Source organism: Sphingopyxis sp. OPL5 (assembly GCF_003797775.2).
Classification (GTDB): Bacteria; Pseudomonadota; Alphaproteobacteria; order Sphingomonadales; family Sphingomonadaceae; genus Sphingopyxis.
This window is the reverse complement of the sequence record NZ_CP060725.1, coordinates 297902-318833: the sequence shown is the minus strand read 5'-3', so window position 1 is coordinate 318833 and position 20932 is coordinate 297902. Positions and strand designations below refer to the sequence as shown.

Here is a 20932-nt window from a genome sequence, read left to right as displayed (position 1 = left end):
TGTGTCATAAGCGGAGCACCGTCTTTGCTATGATGTTTTTCTGAACTTCGCTCGAACCGCCGAATACGGTCCAGGCACGGCTGTTGAGATAGCGCGCGGCGGCGACCTGCGCGTCGGCGTCGCCGATCGGGGGCGGGGCTTCATTGCCGTAGAGCGGGCGGACGGTCGGCAGTTGCAGGCCGTCATAGCCATGGAGGTCCATCGCGAGGCCGTCGATCCGCTGGTGGAGTTCGGACGAGATCAGCTTGACGAGCGAGGTCTGGGGGCCGGCGGGCCGGCCCTTGGCGATGTCGGCGAGGATGCGCAATTCGGTGGTTTCGAGCGCTTCGGCTTCGAGCCGCAGCCGCGCGATTTGCGTCGCGACCTGGATGTCGCCGCCGAGCGAGCCATTGTGCCCGCTCGGCGCTATGCCTGCGAGCTGTTCGAGATGGTCGATCGCGCGGATCAGGCGCGGCGCGTGGAAGGATCCGCCGCGCTCGTTCTCGAGCAGGAATTTGGCGATCGTCCAGCCCTGGCCTTCTTCGCCGATGCGGTTGTCGACCGAGGTGCGCGCGGCGTCGAGGAAGACCTGGTTGACCTCATGGTCGCCGGCCATGGTGACGATCGGGGTGACGGTGACCCCGGGCTGGTCCATCGGCACGAGCAGGAAGCTGATCCCCGCCTGTTTCCTGACCTCGCCGTCGGTGCGGACGAGGCAGAAGATCCAGTTCGCGTGATGCGCGTGGGTCGTCCAGATTTTCGACCCGTCGACGATATAATCGTCGCCGTCGCGCCGCGCGCGGGTGCGCAGCGAGGCGAGGTCGGAGCCGCTTTGCGGTTCGCTATAGCCCTGGCACCAATAATCGGTGCCGGCGCGGATCGCGGGGAGGAAACGGTCCTTCTGCTCCTGCGTGCCGAAGGCGCAGATGACGGGACCGACGAGACGGAGGCCGAGCACCGACAGCGCGGGTGCGCCGGCGATCGCGCATTCCTTTTCGAAGATATAGCGCTGCATCGGGGTCCAGCCGGTGCCGCCGCAATCCTCGGGCCAGTGATAGGCGACCCAGCCCTTGTCATTGAGGATGCGGTGCCAGACGAGCCCGATATCGGGTTCGACAAATACCCCGGGGGTGCGCTTGGCGCCGTCGCGGACATAGTCGGGCAGCGAGGTGCGCAGGAAATCGCGCACCTCCTCGCGAAATTCGAGTTCGTCTTGGGTGAGGTCTAAATCCATGATTTCACTAGCGTTCGAGGATCGCCACCGCCGACAGGCCGGGCGCTCCATAGACATGAGAATAACCGACCTTGGGGTCGTTCGGGACCTGCCGCTCGCCGCCGCGACCGCGCAGTTGCACCGTGTTTTCGTAAACCTGCCGCAGCCCCGACGCACCGATCGGTTCGCCGCAGGCGAGGCAGCCGCCGTCGGTGTTGATCGGCAGCTTGCCGCCGATTTCGCTCCAGCCCTCGGCGAACCATTGTTCCTGGTCGCCGTCGGCGCAGAAGCCGTTTTCGGCCATGTGCATGATCTCGGCGCCCGATTCGGTGTCCTGCAATTGCGCGACCGAGACGTCGCCGGGACCGATGCCCGCCATTTCGAAGGCGGCGCGGCTGGCGACCTCGGTGGGCTTGCCGCCGCCGCCGACGCTGACCGACGGCGCGAACACCTCGAACGATCCCTCGGGGCGGGTGCGGAAGGCGACGCTGGCGATACGCACCGCGTCGGACCCGAGTTCGCGCACCTTCTTCGCGCTCGCGAGCACCAGCGCGACCGCGCCTTCGGCGGGCGAGCAGAACATATATTTGGTCAGCGGGTCGTTGACCATCGGCGCGTTCAATATCGTGTCGAGCTCGACCGGCGAGCGGCGCCAGGCATGGTCGCAGAGCGTGCCGTTGCGAAAGGCCTTTTCGGCGACGAGGCCCAGGGTGCGGCGGCTGATCCCGTGGAGCGCCATGTAACGCTGGATCTTGAGCGCGAAGAATTGCGTCGTCAGCATCATGCCGGTTTCGCCATACCATTCGGGCAGGCCATATTCGGCGGGCTTGGCGTTGAAGGCGCCGCGCGGATGCTTGTCGAAGCCGACCGCGAGCGCGATATCGCACGCCCCCGCCGCGATGGCGTTGCGCGCCGAGGTCAGCGCGCTGCCGCCGGTCGCGCAGCCGTTGGCGACGTTGATGAAGGGGACGCTGGTCAGGCCCAGTTCGTTGACCATGATATCGGCCGACCCCGCCGCCGCCGAGCCGCCATAGGCGAATTCGATATCGCTCCACGCGATGCCGGCGTCGCCGAGCGCCTGCCCTACGGCATAGACGCCCTGGTCGCGGCCCGAGCGGCCGTCGGTGCGGCCGAAGGGGTGGATGCCCGCGCCGATGATATAAACGTCGTCGTTCATGCGGTGCTCCGGGGCCTGAAGGCATAGGTCGAACGGTTGTCGTCGAAGGCGACGACGGCGAATTCCATCGCCATGCCGATGCGCATGTCGGCGGGCGTCGCATCGACGATCCGCGTCTCGACGATCACCTCGCCGGGCAGTTCGACATAGCCGATGAGGAAGGGCTGGAAGGGCTGGGGGCCGCTATAGGGTTGCTTGGGTTCGAAACCCTGCGTGGTCCACGACCAGAGCGTGCCGTGGCGCGCCAGCGCGACCGGTTCGACCAGCGCCGCGGCGTCGCCGTCGGGAACCGGAAAGACGATCTCGCCACTGGCGCGCCGCCCGCCGATCAGCCGGGGTTCGGCCTCGTCGGTCCACAGGCCGGGGGCGATGGGGGTCAATGCGGTCATGCCGCCCTCGCATAGCTGCGCAGGCAATAGGCCTGATCGCCCAATAATTTGTCGAGCAGCATGACGCGTTTCAGCGCATGGCCGATCGCGAGTTCGTCGGTCTGGCCCATGCCGCCGTGCATCTGGACCGCTTCGAGCCCGATCCGCGTCGCCGCTTCGCCGACAAAGGCCTTCGCGCCTGCGGCGATGCGCGGCCAGTTGGCATCGTCGGTCGTCGGGTCGAGCATCGCGGTGCGCAGCACCATCGAACGTGCCTGTTCGAGCGCGGCATAGCATTCGACGAGCCGGTGCTGGAGCGCCTGGAAGCTGCCGATCGCGGCGCCGAACTGCTGGCGCTCGCCGACATAGGCGAGGGTGTCGTCGAACATCGTCTGCGCGAGGCCGAGCATCTCGGCGGCAGCGAGCAGGCGGACGTCGCCGATGACGCGATCAAAGGCGGCGCGCGGCAGGTCAAAGATTTCGGCCGGGGTGCGGTGCAGATCGACGATCGCCGCGTTCGATCCGTCGATGACCGGATAATCCTGCTGCACGATTCCGGCAGCGCCGCTCGCAATCTTCGCGAGCTTCCCGCCGGCGAGCGTCACGAGCAGCGTATCGGCCATCGGCGCACCGAGGACGAAGGTCTTGGCGCCGGCGACATGGTCGCCGTCCGACTTCGTCCCGACGGCCTCGGTCTCATAGCGGCGGCCGGGTTCGGCAAAGGCGACAGCGGCGAAGCGCTCGCCCGCGAGCAGGTCGCCGACTAGCGCCGTTTCACCCACAGCAGCGGCAAGACGGATCGGCAGCACGCCATTTTCGAGCCAGGGATCGATCGCAAGGCCCTTGCCCAGCGCTTCGCCGACCAGCGCGAGATCGACCATCGTCCCGCCCATGCCGCCCATCGCTTCAGGCGCGGCGAAGGCAAGCAGGCCGAGGTCGGCGAGTTGCCGCCAGCGATCGCGCGAATAGCCGCCGGCCTGCCCGCGCATCGCGTGGCGTGCCGCGACGTCGACCGGGCCGAGGAAGCGGCCGATCGACTCGCGAGCCATCTGCTGGCCTTCGTCGAGATCGAAATTCATGCGCGCCGCCCGAAGTTGATCGGCAGGGTGGTGAGCCCGCGCAGCAGCATGTTCGGCGGCCAGCTCGGCTGGTGGCCGTCGGCGACGCGGAAGTCGGTCAGGCGTTTGAGCAATTCGGTGTAGGCGACCGCCATCTCCTTGCGGCTCAGCATATTGCCGACGCACATATGAATGCCCTTGCCGAAGGCGAGGTGGCTGCGTGCATTACTCCGTTCGATGTCGAAACGGTCGGGATCGGGATATTTGGCGGGATCGCGGTTCGCGGCGGCATAGCGCAACTGGACCATCGCGCCCTTGGGGATCGCGACGCCGCCGAGTTCGGTGTCCTTGAGAACCATGCGCCACATGCCCGCGGTCGGGCTTTCGGTGCGCAGCACTTCTTCGACGAGGTTGAGGATCGCGCGCTCATTGTCTTCGTCGACCGCCGCGACCGCCTTCGCCATCTGGTCGGGGTTTTCGATCAGCTGGAGCAAGCCGCCGGCGAGCGCCGAGGTCGTGGTCTCGTTCCCCGCGACCATCAGCTGCTGCATGATCGACAATATTTCCGCGTCTTCGAGCGGGCGTTCGCCATCGACCTCTGCGTAAACGAGGTCGGAGAGCAGGTCCTCGGTGCGGTTGGCGCGGCGCTCGTCGATCTTGGCTTTGACGAAATGCTGAAATTCGACGACTTCGCGTGCACATTCGAGTTCGCGATCCTTGGGGATCATCCGCCCGAGGCGGTCGACGAAGGCGTCGGACCAGCGCTTCACCTTGTCGAGATCGTCGTTCGTCATGCCGATCTGGCTGGCGATCATCGCGACGGGCAGGGGGATGCCGAAATCGCGCACGAAATCGGCTTCGCCTTTTGCCGCCATCTTGTCGATCAGGTCGATCACGACGCCGCGCATATTCTCCTCGATCGCGGCGACGCGCTTCATCGAGAAGGCAAGGTTGACGAGCTTGCGAAAGCGCGTGTGGGTCGGCGGGTCGGCGGTGAGCAGCGTATCGACCTGTGGCCAGCCGTCGGCGAGGATCGCCGCGACATCGCCATCCTCGGCCATCGCGCCCGACAAGGTACCCTGAAAATTGTTCGAGAAGGTTTCGACGTCGCCGGTCGCCTGCGAACAGAGATCGTAGGAGAGGACGAGGAACATGCCCTCCGACAGCTGGACGACCGGGCTCTTGGGCATCCACGCGCGATAATAGTCGAACGGGTCCGCAATCACCTGTGGTTCGAAAAAACTGCCTGCGGCGATGTCGTTCACGCGCCTCTTCCCTCAATCTTGTTCTTATACGCCCGACTATATGCAGCCGCTCCCCGGGCGCGATGCACAATTTCGTTAGGCGACTGCCAAATCGGGGGCGACATAGGCGAGGGCATTGGCGAGCAGGCGGCGGAAGTTCGGGTCGGCATAAGCGGCGGGTCCGTCGCCGGGCTGCAGGTAGACGAGGCGGCCGGCGCCGACGGGTTTTTCCCAGGCGATGAGGTCGGTTTCGGGGCGATGGTCCCAGCCCGTATTGCTGAACATCTGCCCCGCGACGGCCTGCGCCGCCGAATAGAAATTGTCGCGAACGAAGGCGTGGTCGGCGCGGAGCAGCGGTTTGTCCGCGCCCCAGACCGGGGCCAGATACAGCTCATCGCAGAGCGGAAAGCGGGACGGCAGTCCGGCGGTCACGGGATGTTCGGGGTCGAGGACGATGGCGTCGTATTGGACCTCGTGGCGATAGCCCGAGTCGAGATGCGCAGCGCCGTTCGCTTCGCCGGGCGCATAGAGAAAACGCCCGCCGACCATCTCGGCCCACTCGGGCCATTCGGCCCAGCCCGCGATCGCATGGTGCATCGCTACCGCACCGCCGCCGCGGGCGAAATGGTCGGCGATGGCGCGGCGATAGGTGAAGGAGGGCGGCCGCGCCGCCGCCCTGCCACCCTCGAAACGATAGCCGGGCATGTCGTAGAAGAGGATCGCGTCGGCGTCCTGCGCCGCGCCTTCGGCGATCGCCGTCTCGGCCTCGGGGTGGATCAGATGCGTGACCGTCCAGCCGGTGAAGCTCGCGAGCAGGCCGGCGAAGGGTTCGGCCTCATAGGGATGCCCGCCCGAGAGGACGAGAAGTTGCCGTTGCCCCGTCATGCGATCTTCAGGATCATCTTGCCCTGATTGCTGCCCGCAAAGAGCCGCATGAAGGCGTCGAAGCTGTTCTCGATTCCTTCGTCGATATGTTCGTCGGCGACGAGCTTGCCCTGCTGCAGCCAGGCCGCCATCTCGGCGCCGCCTTCGGCAAAGCGCGGGATATAGTCGGCGACGAGTAGCCCGCGGATCGAGGCGCGGTGGACGATGAGCTGCCAGATGTTGCGCGCGCCGATCTTTTCGACGCTGTTATACTCGCTGATCAGGCCGCAGAGGCCGATGCGCGCGCCGTGGCGCAGGTTGTTGAGGCCGGCGTCGAGGATGTCGCCGCCGACATTTTCGAAGATGATGTCGACGCCGTCCGGCGCCTCGGCGCGGATCGCGGCGGTGAGCGCCTGAAGGTCTTTCCCGCGATAGTCGATCGCGGCGTCGAAGCCGTAGCGGCCCGTCAGCTTCGCGCATTTTTCGGGACCGCCGGCGATGCCGATGACCTTGCTCGCGCCCTTGATTTTCGCGATCTGCCCGATGAGCGAGCCGACCGCGCCCGCTGCGCCGGTGACGAGTACGACGTCGCCGGGCTTGGGCTCGCAGACGTCGATATAGCCAAAATAGGCGGTCATCCCGACCGCGCCGAGGACCGAGAGATAGTTGGTTATCGACGGCACCAGCGTCGCGTCGATCGGCTGGGTGAAGCCGCCGACGGTGCCGACCGAATAATCCTCGATGCCGTTGAGGCCGAGTACCCATTGGCCCGGTTCGAACCCTTCGGCCCTGCTCGCCTCGACCACGCCGACGGTCGAGGCGCGCACCGAGGCGCCGAGCGGGATCGGCGGCATATAGCTCGGCGCATCGTCCATCCAGCCGCGGATCGCGGGGTCGAGCGAGGCATAATGGTTGCGGATCAGGAATTCGCCGTCGGCGAGTTCGGGGGTGGGTTCGGTGACCAGCGAAAAATCGTCGGGGACCGGTTCGCCATTCGGACGGCGGGTCAGCAGGAAGCGGCGGTTATCGGGCATGGATAGTCCTCAGGCAGGGGTGATGGCGACCGGGATCGCGCTTTGCAGCGACTGGCCGGTGATCGGGTCGTAACGAACGGTTTCGCTGACGAGGCGGTTGGTCGAATTGCCGCGTGTTCGCACCTGGTCGGGGCCGACATCGGGGCCACCGAACGCATGCGCCATCGACACCACCCCGGGGCGCATGCCCGTGGCGGCGCGCGCCTCGGCAACGACCTCGCCCGCCGCCGAGCGGATGCGGACGATATCGCCCTCGCTGCACGGGATGCGCGCCATGTCGTCGGGGTGGAGGAAGGCGGGGTTGGTGGTGCGCTTGGCGGTGAGCGCGGTCAGGTTCTGACCGGTCGAATTGAAGCGATGGCGGCTGCGCCGCGATACCATGCGGTAAGGGAAGTCGGCGGCGGGCTGGTCGGCGGTGGCATAGGCGATCAGCTGATCGGGCATCGCGCCCGCCGTCAGGTCGAAACGGCCCGGTGCATCGGGATCGCCGGCTTCGACGACCGGGTGGAGGTCGGGATAAATCACCGCCTGGCCATCGATAGTGTCGGCGCGGACCTGGCCCGGCGCGACGACGCAGCCGGCGGTCATCAGGTCGAGGAACGTCTGTTTGCTGGGCTTCTCGTCCATCGGGCAGGGGCCGCCCGCGAGCGGGATCGGGCTTCCGATGCGGCGCGCGAGGCCCCAGAGCATTTCCCACTCCTCGATCAGGTCGCCGGGCGCGTCGATCATCGCCTCGGTATAGCGGGCGTAGGGGATTTCGTACCACCATTCGGACAGGTTGCTGATGTCCTCGCGTTCGAGGCACATCGTCGGGGCGAGGATATAGTCGGAGCGTTTCGCGGTCGCGCTCTCGGCGTTGACGTCGATGCTGACGAGCAGGTCGAGACCGCCGAGCGCGCGGGTCATCTTGTCCTGATCGGGGAAGGCGACGACGGGATTGCCGCCGATCACGATCAGCGCGCGGATCTGGCCCTCGCCGGGGGTGAGCATCTCGTCGGCGAGAACGTTGCACGGCATTTCCATGCCGAGATGGGTGAGGCCGCGGATGCGCGAGGCGGGGAAGCCCTCGCCATAGAGCGCCATCGGCGGCGCGACCTGCGCGCGGCGCGGGCTGACCGCGGTGAAAACGCGCGGGATCGAGCTTTTCTCGCCCTCGCGGCAGAAGCGCCCGCAGAGGATGTTGAGCGACGAGACGAGATATTGGGTGAGGGTGCCCTGGCCCGCCATTTCGGGGCCGGTGCCGGTCGAGACCACACCCTTGGTGCCGGTCGCGAACATGCGCGCGGCGGCGACGAGCTGCGCCTCATCGACCCCGGCGCGGCCGGCGGCGACGGCGGGGGTGAAATCGGCGACGGCACGCTTCAGGTCATCGAGACCATCGACATATTGCTGGACGAAGCCCTTGTCGTAGAGTCCTTCGGACAGGATGACATGGATGATCCCGGCGAGCATCGCGGGGTCTTCGCCGGGGCGCACCGGCAGATGGATATGGGCGAGCGCCGCGACGTCGCTCTCGCGCGGGTCGGCGACGATCAGCTTCAGCCCCTTGTCGAGCGCATCGCGCAGGCGGCGCGAGGGCGAGAAGGGGGGGAGGCCGCCCGGCGGGCCGTAATGCGAGACGATCGGGTTGTTGCCGATGAAAAAGGCGACGTCGGCCTCGGCAAAGGTGTGCATGCCGCCCATCCAGTTGCCGTAGCGCATCGTCGTATAGACCTTGGCGGGCTGATCGAGGGTCACCGAGGTGTAGATGTTGCGCGTGCCGAGCCCCTGCGCGAAGGCCATCGCGCTGCCGACCCCGGCGCTGTTTTGAAAGGCGTAAGTGCCGCCATAGACCGCGACCGCGTGCGGGCCATGTTCGGCGATGATCGCCGACAGCCTGGCGCCGATCTCGTCGAGCGCGGTCTCCATCGCGATGTCCTGAAACGCGCCATCGACGCGTTTACGGGACACCGTCAGCCGCTGCGGGCCGTGATGCGCCTCGGGCAATTGGCGGCCCTTGATGCAGGTGTACCCGCCGAACACCGGGTCGTCGGGGTCGCCCTGCACCTTGGTGACGCGGCCCTCGTCGATGGTGACGAGCATCGCGCAATTGGCGTGGCAGAAGCGGCAGAAACTGCGGCGGACCTCGGGCATCTTCTCTCTCCCTGATCGCACCCTACGCCCCCGGCGGCGTCAATCGACTGGCACTTTTGGCGGTGGCTGACGGCGGGACGCGGGCGCAATTTCCGGACAAAGAACAGGGAGAGTATCGATGCCGACATCGCGCCAATGGCTGCTCAACGGACATCCGCGCGGACGCGGGATCGAGGACGGCGATTTCGTGCTGGCCGAAAAGGAGGTCGGTGCGCCCGGCGACGGCGAATTGTTGCTCAAGACACTCTACCTCGGCTTCGACCCGGCGCAGAAGGGGTGGATGGAAAATATCGCCGACTATGTCGCGCCGATGGCGATCGGCGACGTCATGCGCGGAAGCGGGATCAGCGAAGTCGTCGAGAGCCGTCATCCGGGTTTCGCCGCCGGCGACCTGGTGATGGGCTCGACCGGCTGGACCGAATGGCATGTCTCGAACGGCGACGGGCTGGTGAAGATCGACACCGCGTTGCCGCCGACCGCGATGCTGTCGGTGCTCGGTACCACGGGCGTCACCGCCTATTGCGGGCTGTTCAAGGTCGGGCGTCCGGTCGCGGGCGATACGGTGCTCGTGTCCGGCGCGGCGGGGGCGACGGGATCGGTGGTCGGCCAACTCGCGAAGATCGCCGGGTGCCGCGCGGTCGGCATCGCGGGGGGCGAGGACAAGTGTCGCTGGCTTGTCGAGGAAGCGGGCTATGACGCCGCGATCGATTACAAGGCGGGTAATGTTCGAAAGCAGATCAAGGAGCTTTGCCCCGGCGGCGTCAACGTGATCTTCGACAATGTCGGCGGCGCGATTTTGAACGACATGCTCGGCGAGATCGCAACCGGCGCGCGGGTCGCGGTGTGCGGCGGGATCAGCCGGTACGAGAGCGGATCGCTGCCCGCGGGGCCGCAGAATTACTTCAACCTGATCTTCCGCCGCGGATCGATGGCGGGGTTCATCGTGCTCGACTGGGCAGCCGAGTTTCCGGAGATCCGCAAGCGGCTCGAGGGCTTCGTGCTCGATGGCCGGCTGAATTACCGCGAGGATGTGCAGCACGGGTTCGAAAATGCGCCCGCGACGCTGAAACGCCTGTTCAGCGGCCAGAACCGCGGCAAGCAACTCTTGAAACTCTGAGGAGAACGACATGGGCAGGCTGGCAGGCAAACGCGCCGTCATCATCGGCGCCGCATCGACGGGCAATATGGCGCAGGTGACCGCGCGGCTGTTCGCGCGCGAAGGCGCGACGGTGATGGTCGCGGGGCGTAAGCGGGAACCCCTCGACGCGCTGGCGGCCGAGATCGGCGGTCACGCCGCGCTGTGTGACATCACCGACAAGGCGTCGGTCTTTGCGCTCGCCGATGCGGCGAAGGCGGCGATGGGCGGGATCGACATCGCGATGAACGCGAGCGGCTGGGGGCTACTCAAGCCGCTGCTCGAGGTGACCGAGGAGGAACTGGACGCCATCGTCGCGTTGCAGTTCACCGGGGTGCATCATTTCCTCCAGGCCTTCGTCGGCGCGATGCTGGCGAACGATCCGACCGGCGGGTCGATCATCCAGATTTCGTCGGCGACGACGCGATCGCCGATCGGCAATCACGCCGCTTATATCGGCACCAAGACGGGGTCGGAGGCGCTGATCCGCTGCGTCGCCAATGATTTCGGCGCCGCGGGCATCCGCGCGAATATCGTGTCGCCGGCATTTACCGAGTCGCCGATGACCGAGGGGGCGTTCGCGACCCCGGGGCTCGTCGATGCTTTCCTGCCGCGTTATCCGCTGGGGCGGCTCAACACGGCGCAGGATGTGGCGAATGCGTGCCTGTGGCTGGCGAGCGACGAGGCGTTCGTGACCGGCGAGAATTTGCAGCCCAATGGCGGGCTGGCTTTGCGGGGGAATCCGCAGGAGCATGATATTGCTGCGGCGGTGGGTGCGGCGATGGCGAAGTTGCAGGCGCAATAATAAGCTTCGTCATTGCGAGCGCAGCGAAGCAATCCAGAGCGGTTTACGCAACTCTGGATTGCTTCGCTGCGCTCGCAATGACGACGATATGGGGTGCGCTATCCGATCTGCCGCTCGCGGCCTTCCCAATAGGGAGCGCGCAGTTCGCGCCGCAAAATCTTGCCCGACGGATTGCGCGGCAGCGCGGGGATGAAATCGACCGACTTGGGGCATTTGTAACCCGCGATCCGTGTCCGCGCCCAGGTGATGATCTCGGCGGCGTCGGCGGTCTCGCCGTCCTTCAGCACGACGCATGCCTTCACCGCCTCGCCCCATTTTTCGTCGGGGACGCCGACAACCGCGACGTCGGCGACGGCGGGGTGGCCGTAGATCGCATTCTCGACCTCGGCCGGATAGACATTTTCGCCGCCCGAGATGATCATGTCCTTGACCCGGTCGTGGAGGTAGAAATAGCCGTCCTCGTCGGTGTAGCCGGCGTCGCCGGTGCGCAGCCAGCCGTCACCGTCGATCGTCTCCGCCGTCGCCTCGGGCCGGCCCCAATATTCGCGCATGTTGGCCTGCGCCCGGATCGCGATTTCGCCGATTTCGCGCGGGGGCAGGGCGTTGCCGCTGCCGTCGATCACCCGCATTTCGACCCCGCGCAGCGGCTTGCCGACCGAGCGCATCCGTTCGTTGCCCGCCGGGTCGTGATCCTCGGGCGGCAGCGCCGCGATCGTCCCCGACGTCTCTGTCATCCCGTACATCTGGACGAAGCCGCACTGGAAGATGTCGATACACTGGCGCAGCAGGTCGAGCGGGATCGGCGAGGCGCCATAGGAGATGTGGCGGAGGCGCGAGAAATCGACCTCGCGCGCACGCGGCTGATTGACGATGATCTGCATCGCCGCGGGGACCATGAAGATTTTCGAGATGCCATGCGCCTCGATCAGGTCGAGCACCCCGCCGGGGTCGAATTCGCGGGTGATGACGCCGGTGGCGCCATTGGTCATCACGGTGATGCCGTAACCGGTGCCGCCGATATGGAAGCTGGGCATGGCGACGAGCCCGACGTCGTCTTCGTCCCAGCGCTCCCAATCGGCCTGAAGCGCGGGGTCGCGGTCGAGCTTCGAGCGCAGCACCGACCCGTTCGTGAGCACCGCGCCCTTGGGCTTGCCAGTGGTGCCCGAGGTGTACATCTGGATCACCGCGTCACTTTCGCCGCGCGCGATATCGGGGTCGGTGTCGGGAAAGCCATCGCGCCAGCTGCGGTAGTCGGCGAAGCCGCTCGCCGCGCCTTCGGTCGCGATGACATGGTCGATGCCGGGAAAAGTATCCCGGTTTGTCGCGACCAGATCGGTGAATTCGGGGCCGACCAGCAGGAAACGCGCGTCGCAATCGGCGATGATCCACGCGATCTCGGGCACCGCGAGGCGCCAGTTGACCGGAGTCATCACGCCGCCGGCCTTGGCCACCGCCATCACCGCTTCGAAATAGAGGTCGCTGTTCTTGCCGAGATAGGCGACGCGGTCGTCGGGTTTCAGCCCAAGCGCGATCAGGCCGTTCGCGGCGCGGTTGCTGTTCGCGTCGAAGTCGGCGTAGCGCGTTGTGCGGCCTTCGAAATGGAAGAGAATCTTGTCGGGGCGTTCGCGCCCGTTCCGCCGCGCGACGTCGGCGACGCGCTCGAATGCTGCGACCTTTTGCGTCACCTTTGTCCCGCTCCCTTTATGCGCGCCCTTCGCCGAGCGCCTGCCGGTAGAGCATGGAGTCAGCCGCGTAGAAATTGCAATGGAAACCCGACGGGACGCGGAACGGTATCTGCACCATCGCGACCGGACCCGCCGCGATGTCGAGCGCGTCGAAGATCGCGAGTTCGCTCGTCGCGGCGCCGGCGCGGTGGACGAGCGTCATCGCATAACCGTCGCCCTCGCCTTGCGCGCCGACCCTGGGCGCGAAGATCATCTCGCCGCACGAGGCGCCGTTGCCGAAATGATAATAGTCTTCCTGGCCGCTCACCGTGTCGAACCGCAGCACACCGTCCATTCCCTCGGCGCGGCCGTCGCGGCTGTTCAAGTTGATGTTGGCGAAGCTGTGGCGCGAGGCGCGCGTCATGAAGCGGTCGTCGGGGCGCGGGAACTGGATGTCGCGGTCGTTGAGCGTTTCTTCCTTGATCCAGGTGCCGTTGCCGTTGGTGCCCGGATCGATCGTCCAGCGGCGCAGGCTCTGCTGTGTGTCGCCATGCGTCCTTTTCACACCCGTCTCATCGGGGAAGAGCGCGGTGCCGTTGGCGGCGGCGACATCGGCGACGATCTTGCCGTCCTGTTCCCAGACGTTGAGTTCGTGGAACATGTGGCGCGGTTCATAGTCGAACCATCGGATATCGCTAGCGCTGCCTTCGCGCGGCATCACCCCGAATTTTGTCGGACGGCCGTTGACCCAGGCGGTCATCGGGCCGCCCTTCATGAAGCGACCCAAGTCGGCGTCGATCGGAATGACCGGGAAAACGACCCAGTTTTCGGTCAGGAAAAAGGTGTGCATCAGCGCGTTGTGCGGCATGTCGATGACTTCGGCCCTGCGGACGCTGCCATCGGCGGCGATCACGTCGTAGCGCATTTGCGGGGCGCCCATCGGGCCATTGATCGCCATGCCGATGTTGATCAGTTCGCCGGTAAAATGGTCGATCTTGGGATGGGCGGAGAAGGTGGTGGTGATCGTCCCGCCATAATGTTCCTCGCCCAAAGTCTCGAGCGTGCGCGGGTCGAGTTGGACCGCCGGCGCGCCTTCCATCAGCGCGAGCAGCTTGCCGCCATGGACGATGATGTTGGTGTTGGCGGTGTTGTAGCGCTTGCCGGCGACCGAGGGATCGGCGGTCATCGGGTTGCCGAACAGCCCGAACAGGCGCTTGCCCGCCGCTTTCTCCAGCTCGAATTTCTCGGTCCGCACCCAGCGGTTGAGCATCGCCGCGCGGCCGCCTTCGATGTGGAAGGCATAGACCATGCCGTCGCCGTCGAACCAGTGATACTCGCCCTCGCGCGTCGGATAGAGCGGCTCGGGGCCGTTGCGATAGAAGACGCCGACGAGGTCGGCCGGAATCTCGCCCTCGACGATCAGGTCGGGGGCGGTGCCCTCGAACCGCACCGGCTGGTGGTGTCCTGACAGATAGGGATGGTCGAAAAAGGCCTGGGTCATCGCTGGTCCTTGTGCGGTTCGCTGGGCTTGATCGAACAAGGGGCGGTGCAACGCGCCGCCCCTTGCTCCCCCTTTCTTCCCGTCGTGCCCGGGGCGGGAAGTTTCAATCCGTCAGAAACGGAAGCCCAGTTCGACCCCATAGGTGCGCGGTTGCTGCGCCGCGCCGAAGGTGAAGAGCCCGGCGACCGGCAGGGTCGATGACAGCCCCTTGTGGTTGGTCAGGTTGCGCCCGAACAGCGACATGCTGACCTCGCGATCGTCGCCGAGCAGGAAGGTATAACCGATCTGCGCCGACAGGTTTTCGCGGTCCTCGGTGAAGCAGCGGTTGTCGTTGGTGACCGCGCCGGGGGTGATCGGCTTGTTGGGCGCGATGCAGGTGGCATATTTGCTCTGGTACCGCAGCAGCGTCGAGGCGTCGAAGCGGCCCGACCCGATCTCCTTGCTGTAGTTCAGCCCCGCCGACCATGCGAATTTGGGCGCGCGGCGCAGCGTCAGCGTCGAGACGTCGTCGGGGATGCCATCCTGCGCGCTGCCCGGGGTCAGGCCGACGACATCGTTGAAGAAATTCTTGTAATTGGCGTCGGTGTAGCTGAACGAAGCGTTGAAGCTGAACGCGTCGGACATTTGCGCGATGATCTCGGCCTCGAACCCCTTGATGTCGGCCGACGACGCGTTGCGCACCACGGTTTCCTGCGGGCTAGACGATCCCGGCGGCGAGGGCTGGACGACCTCTTCCTGCTTGTTGTCATATTTGGTGTAGTAGAAGGCGAGGTTGGTGCGCAGCGTGCGGTCGAGCCAGTCGGCCTTCAGCCCGACCTCATAGGCGTCGACCGTTTCGGGCTGGTACGGCCCGAGCGAGGTCGGCGACGCCGCGCGGCCGTTGAAGCCGCCCGAGCGGAAACCGCGCGAGAAGGAGGCATAGGCGAGCTTGCCGGGTTCGAAGGTATATTCGGCATTGGCGCGCCAGGTGAACTTGCCGAAGCTGTCGCTGCCCGAACAATTGTTGGCGGGGCTATAGGCGGGCAGGACGACCCCCGGCGCAGGGCTGATCGTGCCGGTCACCGCGACGCATGTCGTGCCGTCGAAGGTCGGCTGGGTGATCCGGACGAGCGCGCCGATGCGGCCGTAATTGTTGAAGATCGTCTTTTTGTCATCGGTATAACGGGCGCCGAGCGACACTTTGAACTGGTCGCTGAGCTTGATCTGCGCGTCGGCGAAGCCGGCGTAGGATCGTGCGCTATGATCGACATATTGGCGCAGCACCGCCGTCGATCCGCCACCGAGCACGACGCCGAAGTTCGTCGACTGGTCGAGCGTGTAGCCGCTGTCGAAATAATAGCCGCCGACGAGCAGGTTCACCATGTCGAAATCGGCCAGCAGGCGAAGCTCCTGGCTGAACTGGTGATATTTCTGGTTGCGCTTGGTTTCGAAGAAATTCGCCGAGCTGCCGTCGAAATCCTGCGTCACCGACTCCTTGTTCTTGATATAGCCGGTCACCGAGGAAAGGGTGATGGCGTCGCTGAGGTCGATGTCGATATTGCCGGTGATGCTGTCGACATCGTTGCGAACCGGCGCGTCGATGTTGCTGAAGGTCGTATACAGACCGCGGTTGGGCAGCAACGAGCGGTTGCACTCGGTCAGCGGCGAAAAGCCCGGTGCACCTGGCGCGGCGCAAATCACGTCGCGGCGGGTTTCGGACAGCGCCGCGGCGATCGTTTCGCCGCGCTCGCGGCTGTGCTGATAGGTGACCTGCGCGGTGATCGCGTCGCTGGGGGTGATCAGCGCGGTGACGCCGCCGGTCAGCGTTTCATATTTGCCCTCGCGGCGGCCCTTGGTGACGTTGTAATAATAGCCGTCGGTCTTGTCGTAATAGCCGAACGCCTTGAGCGCGATGAAGCCGCCGAGGGTCCCGGTGTTGACCACCAGGCGCCCCCGCTTGGTATCGAAGCGGCTATAGCCGAACTGGCCGCGCACGCCGAAATCGTCGGTCGGTTTGGTGCGGGTGACGTTGATCACGCCGCCGATGGTGTTGCGGCCGAACAGCGTGCCCTGTGGACCGCGCAGCACTTCGAGGCGTTCGAGGTCGAAACTGTCGAGCAGCTGGCCGGTGTTGGTGCCGATGAAGACGCCGTCGACGACGACGCCGACCGCGGGGTCGAAGCTCTTCTCGATATCCTCGAAGCTGATGCCGCGGATCGAGATGGCGGCGGCGCTCGGCCCGGCGCCGACCGAGTCGACGACGAGACTGGGAACGCGGCCGGCGATGTCGCGGATGTCGTCGATCGTCGCCGATTCGAGCGCGGTCTGGTCGAGCGCGGTGACCGCGATCGGGATCGACTGGACGCTTTCGGAGCGCTTCTGCGCGGTGACGACGATTTCGCGGAGCGCGCCGCCGCTGTCGTCGGTGGCGGGGGCGTCCTGCGCGAACGCCGGCGTGGCGATGGCAAGTGCAGCGAGCGACACGGTCGCGTAGACGGCGGGCAGCATTCGGGCATGCGTGGACATCGGATTTCCTCCCTCTCGTGCCGCCGCATAGGCTCGTCGGTCACGTTGGAAGGCAAGGTCCGCTTTATGCCGGGTTTGAACAATCATCAAAAATATCAGGCGTCCCGCAAAGGCGGTCAACGCGTTGAATTCAGGTTCTTTGTGTCGACCCTCCGTCGACAAACAGCCCGTGGCCCGACATGAAACGCGCGTCGTCGGAGGCCAGAAACGCGGCGACGTCGGCAATATCTTCGGGCTGGCCAAGCCGCCCGAGCGCCGCCTTGTCGATCCAGTGCTGCTTGAACGCGGGCACGGCGCCAAAGGCGGGCGCGGTCATCGGCGTATCGATCGCGCCGGGCTGGATGCAGTTGGCGGTGATGCCATGGGCACCGACCTCGGCGGCGATCGATTTGGTCATGCCCAGCACCGCATGTTTCGACGCGCCGTAGGCGGTCATTCCCGCCTCGCCGAAACTCGACATCACCGACCCGATCAGGATGATCCGGCCGTGCGGCGAGCGTTTGAGCAGCGGCAATGCGTCGCGGACGAGCCGGAACACCGCGGTGACGTTGACCGCCATCATCTGGTCGAAAAAATCGTCGCTGTGATCGTCGAGCGGCTGCATGCCGGTGATGCCCGCGCAGGGGATCAGGATGTCGAGCCCGCCGAAACGCGCTTCGGCTTCGGCAATGAAATGCGCGTTGGCGCCCGGATCGGTGACATCGGCGACGATGTCGACCTCGCCGGCGCGGTCGGTCGTCAGCACCCGCGCGCCGTCGGCGGCGAGGCGCCGGGCGATCGCCCGCCCGATCCCCGATCCGGCGCCGGTAACGAGCGCGGTGCGGCCTTCCAGGCGCCCCGCCATCAGAGAGAACTGCCGCCGTCGATGCGAAATTCGGCGCCGGTCGCAAAGGCGGACTCGTCGGAAGCGAGATAGAGGACGATCGACGAGACTTCTTCGGGCTTGCCAAGCCTGCCGACGGGATGTGTGGCGACGAAACCGGCGTAGAGCGCTTCGGGGTCGTCGACTTGAGCCATCACCTTGTCGATCATCGCGGTGTGGATCGCTCCCGGATGCACCGAGTTGCAGCGGATGCCATAGCCTTTGGCGGCATAATGGAGCGCGACCGACTTGGTGAGGTGGGTGACCGCCGCCTTGGCCGCATTATAGCCGGCTAGGTCGGCCTGCGCCCGCACCCCGCACATCGACGACATGTTGATCACCGACCCGCCATGATCCTTCATCTTCGGAATGATGTGTTTGCAGCCGAGGAAGACGCCGTCGACATCGATGGCGAATTCGTGGCGAAAGGCCGCGAGCGTCAGGTCCTCGATCGAACCCATGGTGGTGATGCCGGCATTGTTGACGAGGATGTCGATCTGGTCGCAGGGGCCGAGCGCGGCGAGCCATTCCCCTTCGTTCGACACGTCGAGTTTCACGAAACGCTGGCCGAGTTCGGCGGCGAGCGCCTCGCCCGCGGCGGCGTCGATGTCGGCGATCACGACGCTGGCGCCTTCGGCGACGAAGCGGCGGACGATGTCGAGACCCAGCCCCGATGCGCCGCCGGTGACGAACGCCGTCTTGCCGGCGATCCGCCCGCGATCCTCTGCCATGCCATCCTCCCTGTTTATGCGGGCACTATCATGCCGCCGGCGACCCGAGGGGACTATTTATTGCGCTAGGTGCGAGCGTGCCGCGCCGCTGTCAGGTCGGATGCGAGGAGAGGCGCCATGGCGGAAAGCTGGGATTACATCGTCGTCGGCGCGGGATCGGCGGGCTGCGTGATGGCCGAACAATTGAGCGCCGATCCCGACGTCCGCGTGCTGCTGCTCGAAGCTGGCGGCCGCAACGACAGCCGCTGGGTCGCGATCCCGAAGGGGGTGGCGAAGCTCGTCACCAATCCCGACCATATCTGGGCTTATGGCGTGTCGCAGCCACGTGGCGACGGCGGCGCGCCGGGCGAGGTATGGATCCGCGGCAAGGGGCTGGGCGGATCGTCGGCGGTCAACGGCATGATCTGGAGCCGCGGCGAGCCCGCCGACTATGACGAATGGGAAAAACTCGGATGCACCGGCTGGACCGGCGCCGCGATGACCGACGCCTTTCGCAGCCTTGAGGACCATGGGCTGGGCGCGAGCGAAATGCGCGGGCAGGGTGGCCCGGTCGGGGTCGCGCCGAAGATCCACAGCTATCCGCTCGCCGAGACGATGGTGCAGGCGGGGATGGAGATGGGGTTGAAGCCGGTCGACGACCTCAATGCGTCGACGTCCGACCGCGTCGGCTTTTACGCGCACAATGTCCGGCGCGGGCGCCGTGAGAGTGCGGCGACGACTTTCCTCGCGCGGGCGAAGAAGCGGCCGAACCTGCATGTCGTGACGCATGCCATGGCCGAGCGGCTGGTCGTCGAGAATGGACGCGTGACGGGCGTGGAGGCGAAGGTTGCGGGTCAACCGCGCCGCTTCGATTGCGGCGGCGAGGTCATCGTCTGTGGCGGGACGCTCGAAAGTCCGTTGCTGCTGCAGCGGTCGGGGATCGGTCACGCCGACGTGCTGCGCGCCGCGGGGGTCGAGCCGGTGTTCGATTCGCCCGACGTGGGCGGACGGCTGCGCGAACATCTGGGGTTCAGCATGCCGCACCGGCTGTCGCGCGACGTGGGCAGCAACCGCAGCTTTTACGGCCTCGGCCTGGCGCGGGCGATGGCACAATATCTGCTGACGCGCGGCGGCATCATGGCGACCGGGCCGTTCGAGGTCGGCGCCTTCCTCAACCTGACCAGCCGCGACGGCCGGCCCGATTTGCAGCTCTATCTTGGCGGCTACACCTTCGCGCTCGGCGACGACAAGCATCCGGTGCCGCTCAGCACCATCGACCGCAAGCCGGGGATGACCATTTATGGCCAGTTGCTGCGGCTGACCAGCGAGGGCAGCATCCTGATCGCCGGTCCCGGCAGCGATGCCGCGCCCGATATCAAGCCCAACTGGCTATCGACCAAGGAAGATGAGCGAACGGCAATCGCGGCGGTCCATGCGATGCGACGCTATATGGCGCAGCCCGCGCTCGCCGATCTGGTCGAGCGCGAACTGCTGCCCGGTGCGGCGGTGCAGAGCGACGCTGAAATCCTCGCCGCCTTCCGCCGGCTCGCGACCTGCGGGCTGCACGGGGTCGGTACGTGCCGGATGGGCAGCGACAATCGCGCGGTCACCGACGCGCGGCTGCGGGTCAACGGCGTCGGGGGTCTGCGGGTCGTCGACTGTTCGGTGATGCCGTCGCCGGTGACCGGCAACACCAACGCCCCCGCGATGGCGCTGGCACTCCGCGCGGCGGGGCTGATCCACGATGATCGGCGGCGATTGCGGGCGGTGGCTTAGACCCGTCATCGCGAGCGCAGCGAAGCAATCCAGAGCGGTTTACGCAACTCTGGATTGCTTCGCTGCGCTCGCAATGACGAAGTGGTTGAGCCTCAAACGCTCTCGCGCTCTTTCAGCCAACCGATCCCGCGGCGCAGCAGGTCGTAGAAGACCGCCAGGTCCCACGCGCAGCGATCGACCGTCGGCCACCAGTCCATCATCGGCTGCAGGTCGTAATGCCCCCGGCAATGGCCGAGCGTGAGGTACAGCACCGCGCCCGCGCCATGTTGCTTGATGTAGAAGACCGGATAGGTTCCCGGCGCATCGGCGGCCTCGACGAAGCCGGTGCCCGGCCCGCTACACTCGGTGTCGAGCAGCACGTGCAGGTCGCCATGGGTTTCGAGGTGATAGAGCTCGTCGGTCGTCTCGAAGGGCTCGATGCCTTTGGTCAGCGCATGATCGGGATCGGCGACGCGCACCGTATAGGGTTCGATCGCCGGATGGGTGATGAACTGCGAGCCCAGCAAATCCATCATCAACGGCGCCCAGCGCGGCGCGTCCCAGACGCCGGTATCGAGCAGCCGCAGGATCGAATTGGTGCCGTGCAGCGCATACCAGCGTCCGCCGCGCTTCAGCCAGTCGCGCAGCGCCTCCTGCGCCGGCAGCGACGGGGTGACGTCGCAGGTATAGGTGATGAGGATATTGGCGGCCTCGATCGCGGCGATATTGTCGTAATTTTCGAACACCCGGGTGCGGATGCGCGGATCCTCGGCGAGCAGCTTGAGCAGCTCGAGCCGCGCGAAATCCATGTCGTGCCACACGCCGCCGCAGATCAGCACGCAATCGATGCGGGGCGGATGTTCGCTGTCGCTCATCGTCGGTCCTCTCCTGTTTATGCTTCCATCATGCGAGCCGCGCGGCGGCC

17 protein-coding genes are annotated in these 20932 nt (G+C 66.1%); 3 read left to right on the top strand and 14 right to left on the bottom strand.

The features are described 5' to 3' along the window. Window positions 1-4: 4 nt before the first annotated feature. The 8 genes from EEB18_RS01460 to EEB18_RS01425 form a co-directional block, all read right to left on the bottom strand. Window positions 5-1213, bottom strand: coding sequence for an acyl-CoA dehydrogenase family protein (locus EEB18_RS01460; protein WP_187140371.1), 1209 nt, complete (start codon window positions 1211-1213; stop codon window positions 5-7). 7 nt (window positions 1214-1220) lie between these two features. Next, window positions 1221-2369: a thiolase family protein gene (locus tag EEB18_RS01455; RefSeq protein WP_187140370.1), complete on the bottom strand. Its 1149-nt coding sequence runs from the start codon at window positions 2367-2369 to the stop codon at window positions 1221-1223. Beyond that, complete coding sequence (locus EEB18_RS01450; RefSeq protein ID WP_187140369.1) at window positions 2366-2758, bottom strand: Zn-ribbon domain-containing OB-fold protein; 393 nt, start codon at window positions 2756-2758, stop codon at window positions 2366-2368. The genes EEB18_RS01455 and EEB18_RS01450 overlap by 4 nt, the downstream gene beginning before the upstream one ends. Beyond that, window positions 2755-3816 (bottom strand): acyl-CoA dehydrogenase family protein, encoded by a 1062-nt coding sequence (locus tag EEB18_RS01445; RefSeq protein ID WP_187140368.1) that lies wholly within the window; start codon window positions 3814-3816, stop codon window positions 2755-2757. Before EEB18_RS01445 ends, EEB18_RS01450 begins: the two co-directional genes overlap by 4 nt. Then, on the bottom strand, window positions 3813-5060 hold the full coding sequence (locus EEB18_RS01440; protein WP_262408060.1) for a cytochrome P450: 1248 nt from the start codon (window positions 5058-5060) through the stop codon (window positions 3813-3815). The genes EEB18_RS01445 and EEB18_RS01440 overlap by 4 nt, the downstream gene beginning before the upstream one ends. Window positions 5061-5135: 75 nt before the next feature. Continuing rightward, window positions 5136-5924, bottom strand: coding sequence for a ThuA domain-containing protein (locus tag EEB18_RS01435; protein ID WP_187140367.1), 789 nt, complete (start codon window positions 5922-5924; stop codon window positions 5136-5138). Then, window positions 5921-6937, bottom strand: a complete 1017-nt coding sequence (locus EEB18_RS01430; RefSeq protein ID WP_187140366.1) for an NADP-dependent oxidoreductase — start codon at window positions 6935-6937, stop codon at window positions 5921-5923. The genes EEB18_RS01435 and EEB18_RS01430 overlap by 4 nt, the downstream gene beginning before the upstream one ends. 9 nt (window positions 6938-6946) lie before the next feature. Beyond that, the gene (locus tag EEB18_RS01425) at window positions 6947-9070 is read right to left on the bottom strand and encodes a molybdopterin-dependent oxidoreductase (RefSeq protein WP_187140365.1); all 2124 of its coding nucleotides are present in this window, start codon (window positions 9068-9070) and stop codon (window positions 6947-6949) included. A 118-nt stretch (window positions 9071-9188) separates the two neighbouring features. Between EEB18_RS01425 and EEB18_RS01420 the strand changes: the two genes are divergently transcribed. Then, entirely contained in the window at window positions 9189-10187 is a 999-nt protein-coding gene (locus EEB18_RS01420) for an NADP-dependent oxidoreductase (protein ID WP_187140364.1), read from the top strand. 10 nt (window positions 10188-10197) lie between these two features. Then, window positions 10198-11010, top strand: a complete 813-nt coding sequence (locus EEB18_RS01415; RefSeq protein ID WP_187140363.1) for an SDR family NAD(P)-dependent oxidoreductase — start codon at window positions 10198-10200, stop codon at window positions 11008-11010. 98 nt (window positions 11011-11108) lie between these two features. On the opposite strand, the gene EEB18_RS01410 is transcribed toward EEB18_RS01415, so the two are convergent. From EEB18_RS01410 to EEB18_RS01390, 5 genes are all read right to left on the bottom strand, one after another. Next, entirely contained in the window at window positions 11109-12695 is a 1587-nt protein-coding gene (locus tag EEB18_RS01410; protein ID WP_187140362.1) for a fatty acid--CoA ligase, read from the bottom strand. 16 nt (window positions 12696-12711) lie between these two features. After that, the gene (locus EEB18_RS01405; RefSeq protein ID WP_187140361.1) at window positions 12712-14175 is read right to left on the bottom strand and encodes a carotenoid oxygenase family protein; all 1464 of its coding nucleotides are present in this window, start codon (window positions 14173-14175) and stop codon (window positions 12712-12714) included. Window positions 14176-14286: 111 nt separating this feature from the next. Next, window positions 14287-16680, bottom strand: a complete 2394-nt coding sequence (locus tag EEB18_RS01400) for a TonB-dependent receptor (RefSeq protein ID WP_187140360.1) — start codon at window positions 16678-16680, stop codon at window positions 14287-14289. A 130-nt stretch (window positions 16681-16810) separates the two neighbouring features. Next, the gene (locus tag EEB18_RS01395; protein WP_187140359.1) at window positions 16811-17524 is read right to left on the bottom strand and encodes an SDR family NAD(P)-dependent oxidoreductase; all 714 of its coding nucleotides are present in this window, start codon (window positions 17522-17524) and stop codon (window positions 16811-16813) included. Beyond that, window positions 17524-18273 carry a glucose 1-dehydrogenase gene (locus EEB18_RS01390; protein ID WP_187140358.1) on the bottom strand — a complete coding sequence of 250 codons (750 nt, stop codon included), beginning with the start codon at window positions 18271-18273 and terminating at the stop codon, window positions 17524-17526. Before EEB18_RS01390 ends, EEB18_RS01395 begins: the two co-directional genes overlap by 1 nt. 117 nt (window positions 18274-18390) lie before the next feature. Here EEB18_RS01390 and EEB18_RS01385 point away from each other — a divergent pair, with 117 nt between their 5' ends. After that, window positions 18391-20028 (top strand): GMC family oxidoreductase, encoded by a 1638-nt coding sequence (locus EEB18_RS01385; RefSeq protein WP_187140357.1) that lies wholly within the window; start codon window positions 18391-18393, stop codon window positions 20026-20028. Window positions 20029-20120: 92 nt separating this feature from the next. Here EEB18_RS01385 and EEB18_RS01380 read toward each other — a convergent pair whose 3' ends face one another. Beyond that, window positions 20121-20882: a ThuA domain-containing protein gene (locus EEB18_RS01380; RefSeq protein WP_187140356.1), complete on the bottom strand. Its 762-nt coding sequence runs from the start codon at window positions 20880-20882 to the stop codon at window positions 20121-20123. Window positions 20883-20932 lie beyond the last annotated feature (50 nt).

Coding starts and splice junctions, on each gene's coding strand:
- EEB18_RS01380 (WP_187140356.1), bottom strand. CDS start 20,882: ATGAGCGACAGCGAACATCCGCCCCGCATCGATTGCGTGCTGATCTGC.
- EEB18_RS01460 (WP_187140371.1), bottom strand. CDS start 1,213: ATGGATTTAGACCTCACCCAAGACGAACTCGAATTTCGCGAGGAGGTG.
- EEB18_RS01445 (WP_187140368.1), bottom strand. CDS start 3,816: ATGAATTTCGATCTCGACGAAGGCCAGCAGATGGCTCGCGAGTCGATC.
- EEB18_RS01395 (WP_187140359.1), bottom strand. CDS start 17,524: ATGGCGGGGCGCCTGGAAGGCCGCACCGCGCTCGTTACCGGCGCCGGA.
- EEB18_RS01415 (WP_187140363.1), top strand. CDS start 10,198: ATGGGCAGGCTGGCAGGCAAACGCGCCGTCATCATCGGCGCCGCATCG.
- EEB18_RS01400 (WP_187140360.1), bottom strand. CDS start 16,680: ATGTCCACGCATGCCCGAATGCTGCCCGCCGTCTACGCGACCGTGTCG.
- EEB18_RS01425 (WP_187140365.1), bottom strand. CDS start 9,070: ATGCCCGAGGTCCGCCGCAGTTTCTGCCGCTTCTGCCACGCCAATTGC.
- EEB18_RS01385 (WP_187140357.1), top strand. CDS start 18,391: ATGGCGGAAAGCTGGGATTACATCGTCGTCGGCGCGGGATCGGCGGGC.
- EEB18_RS01390 (WP_187140358.1), bottom strand. CDS start 18,273: ATGGCAGAGGATCGCGGGCGGATCGCCGGCAAGACGGCGTTCGTCACC.
- EEB18_RS01435 (WP_187140367.1), bottom strand. CDS start 5,924: ATGACGGGGCAACGGCAACTTCTCGTCCTCTCGGGCGGGCATCCCTAT.
- EEB18_RS01455 (WP_187140370.1), bottom strand. CDS start 2,369: ATGAACGACGACGTTTATATCATCGGCGCGGGCATCCACCCCTTCGGC.
- EEB18_RS01420 (WP_187140364.1), top strand. CDS start 9,189: ATGCCGACATCGCGCCAATGGCTGCTCAACGGACATCCGCGCGGACGC.
- EEB18_RS01430 (WP_187140366.1), bottom strand. CDS start 6,937: ATGCCCGATAACCGCCGCTTCCTGCTGACCCGCCGTCCGAATGGCGAA.
- EEB18_RS01450 (WP_187140369.1), bottom strand. CDS start 2,758: ATGACCGCATTGACCCCCATCGCCCCCGGCCTGTGGACCGACGAGGCC.
- EEB18_RS01405 (WP_187140361.1), bottom strand. CDS start 14,175: ATGACCCAGGCCTTTTTCGACCATCCCTATCTGTCAGGACACCACCAG.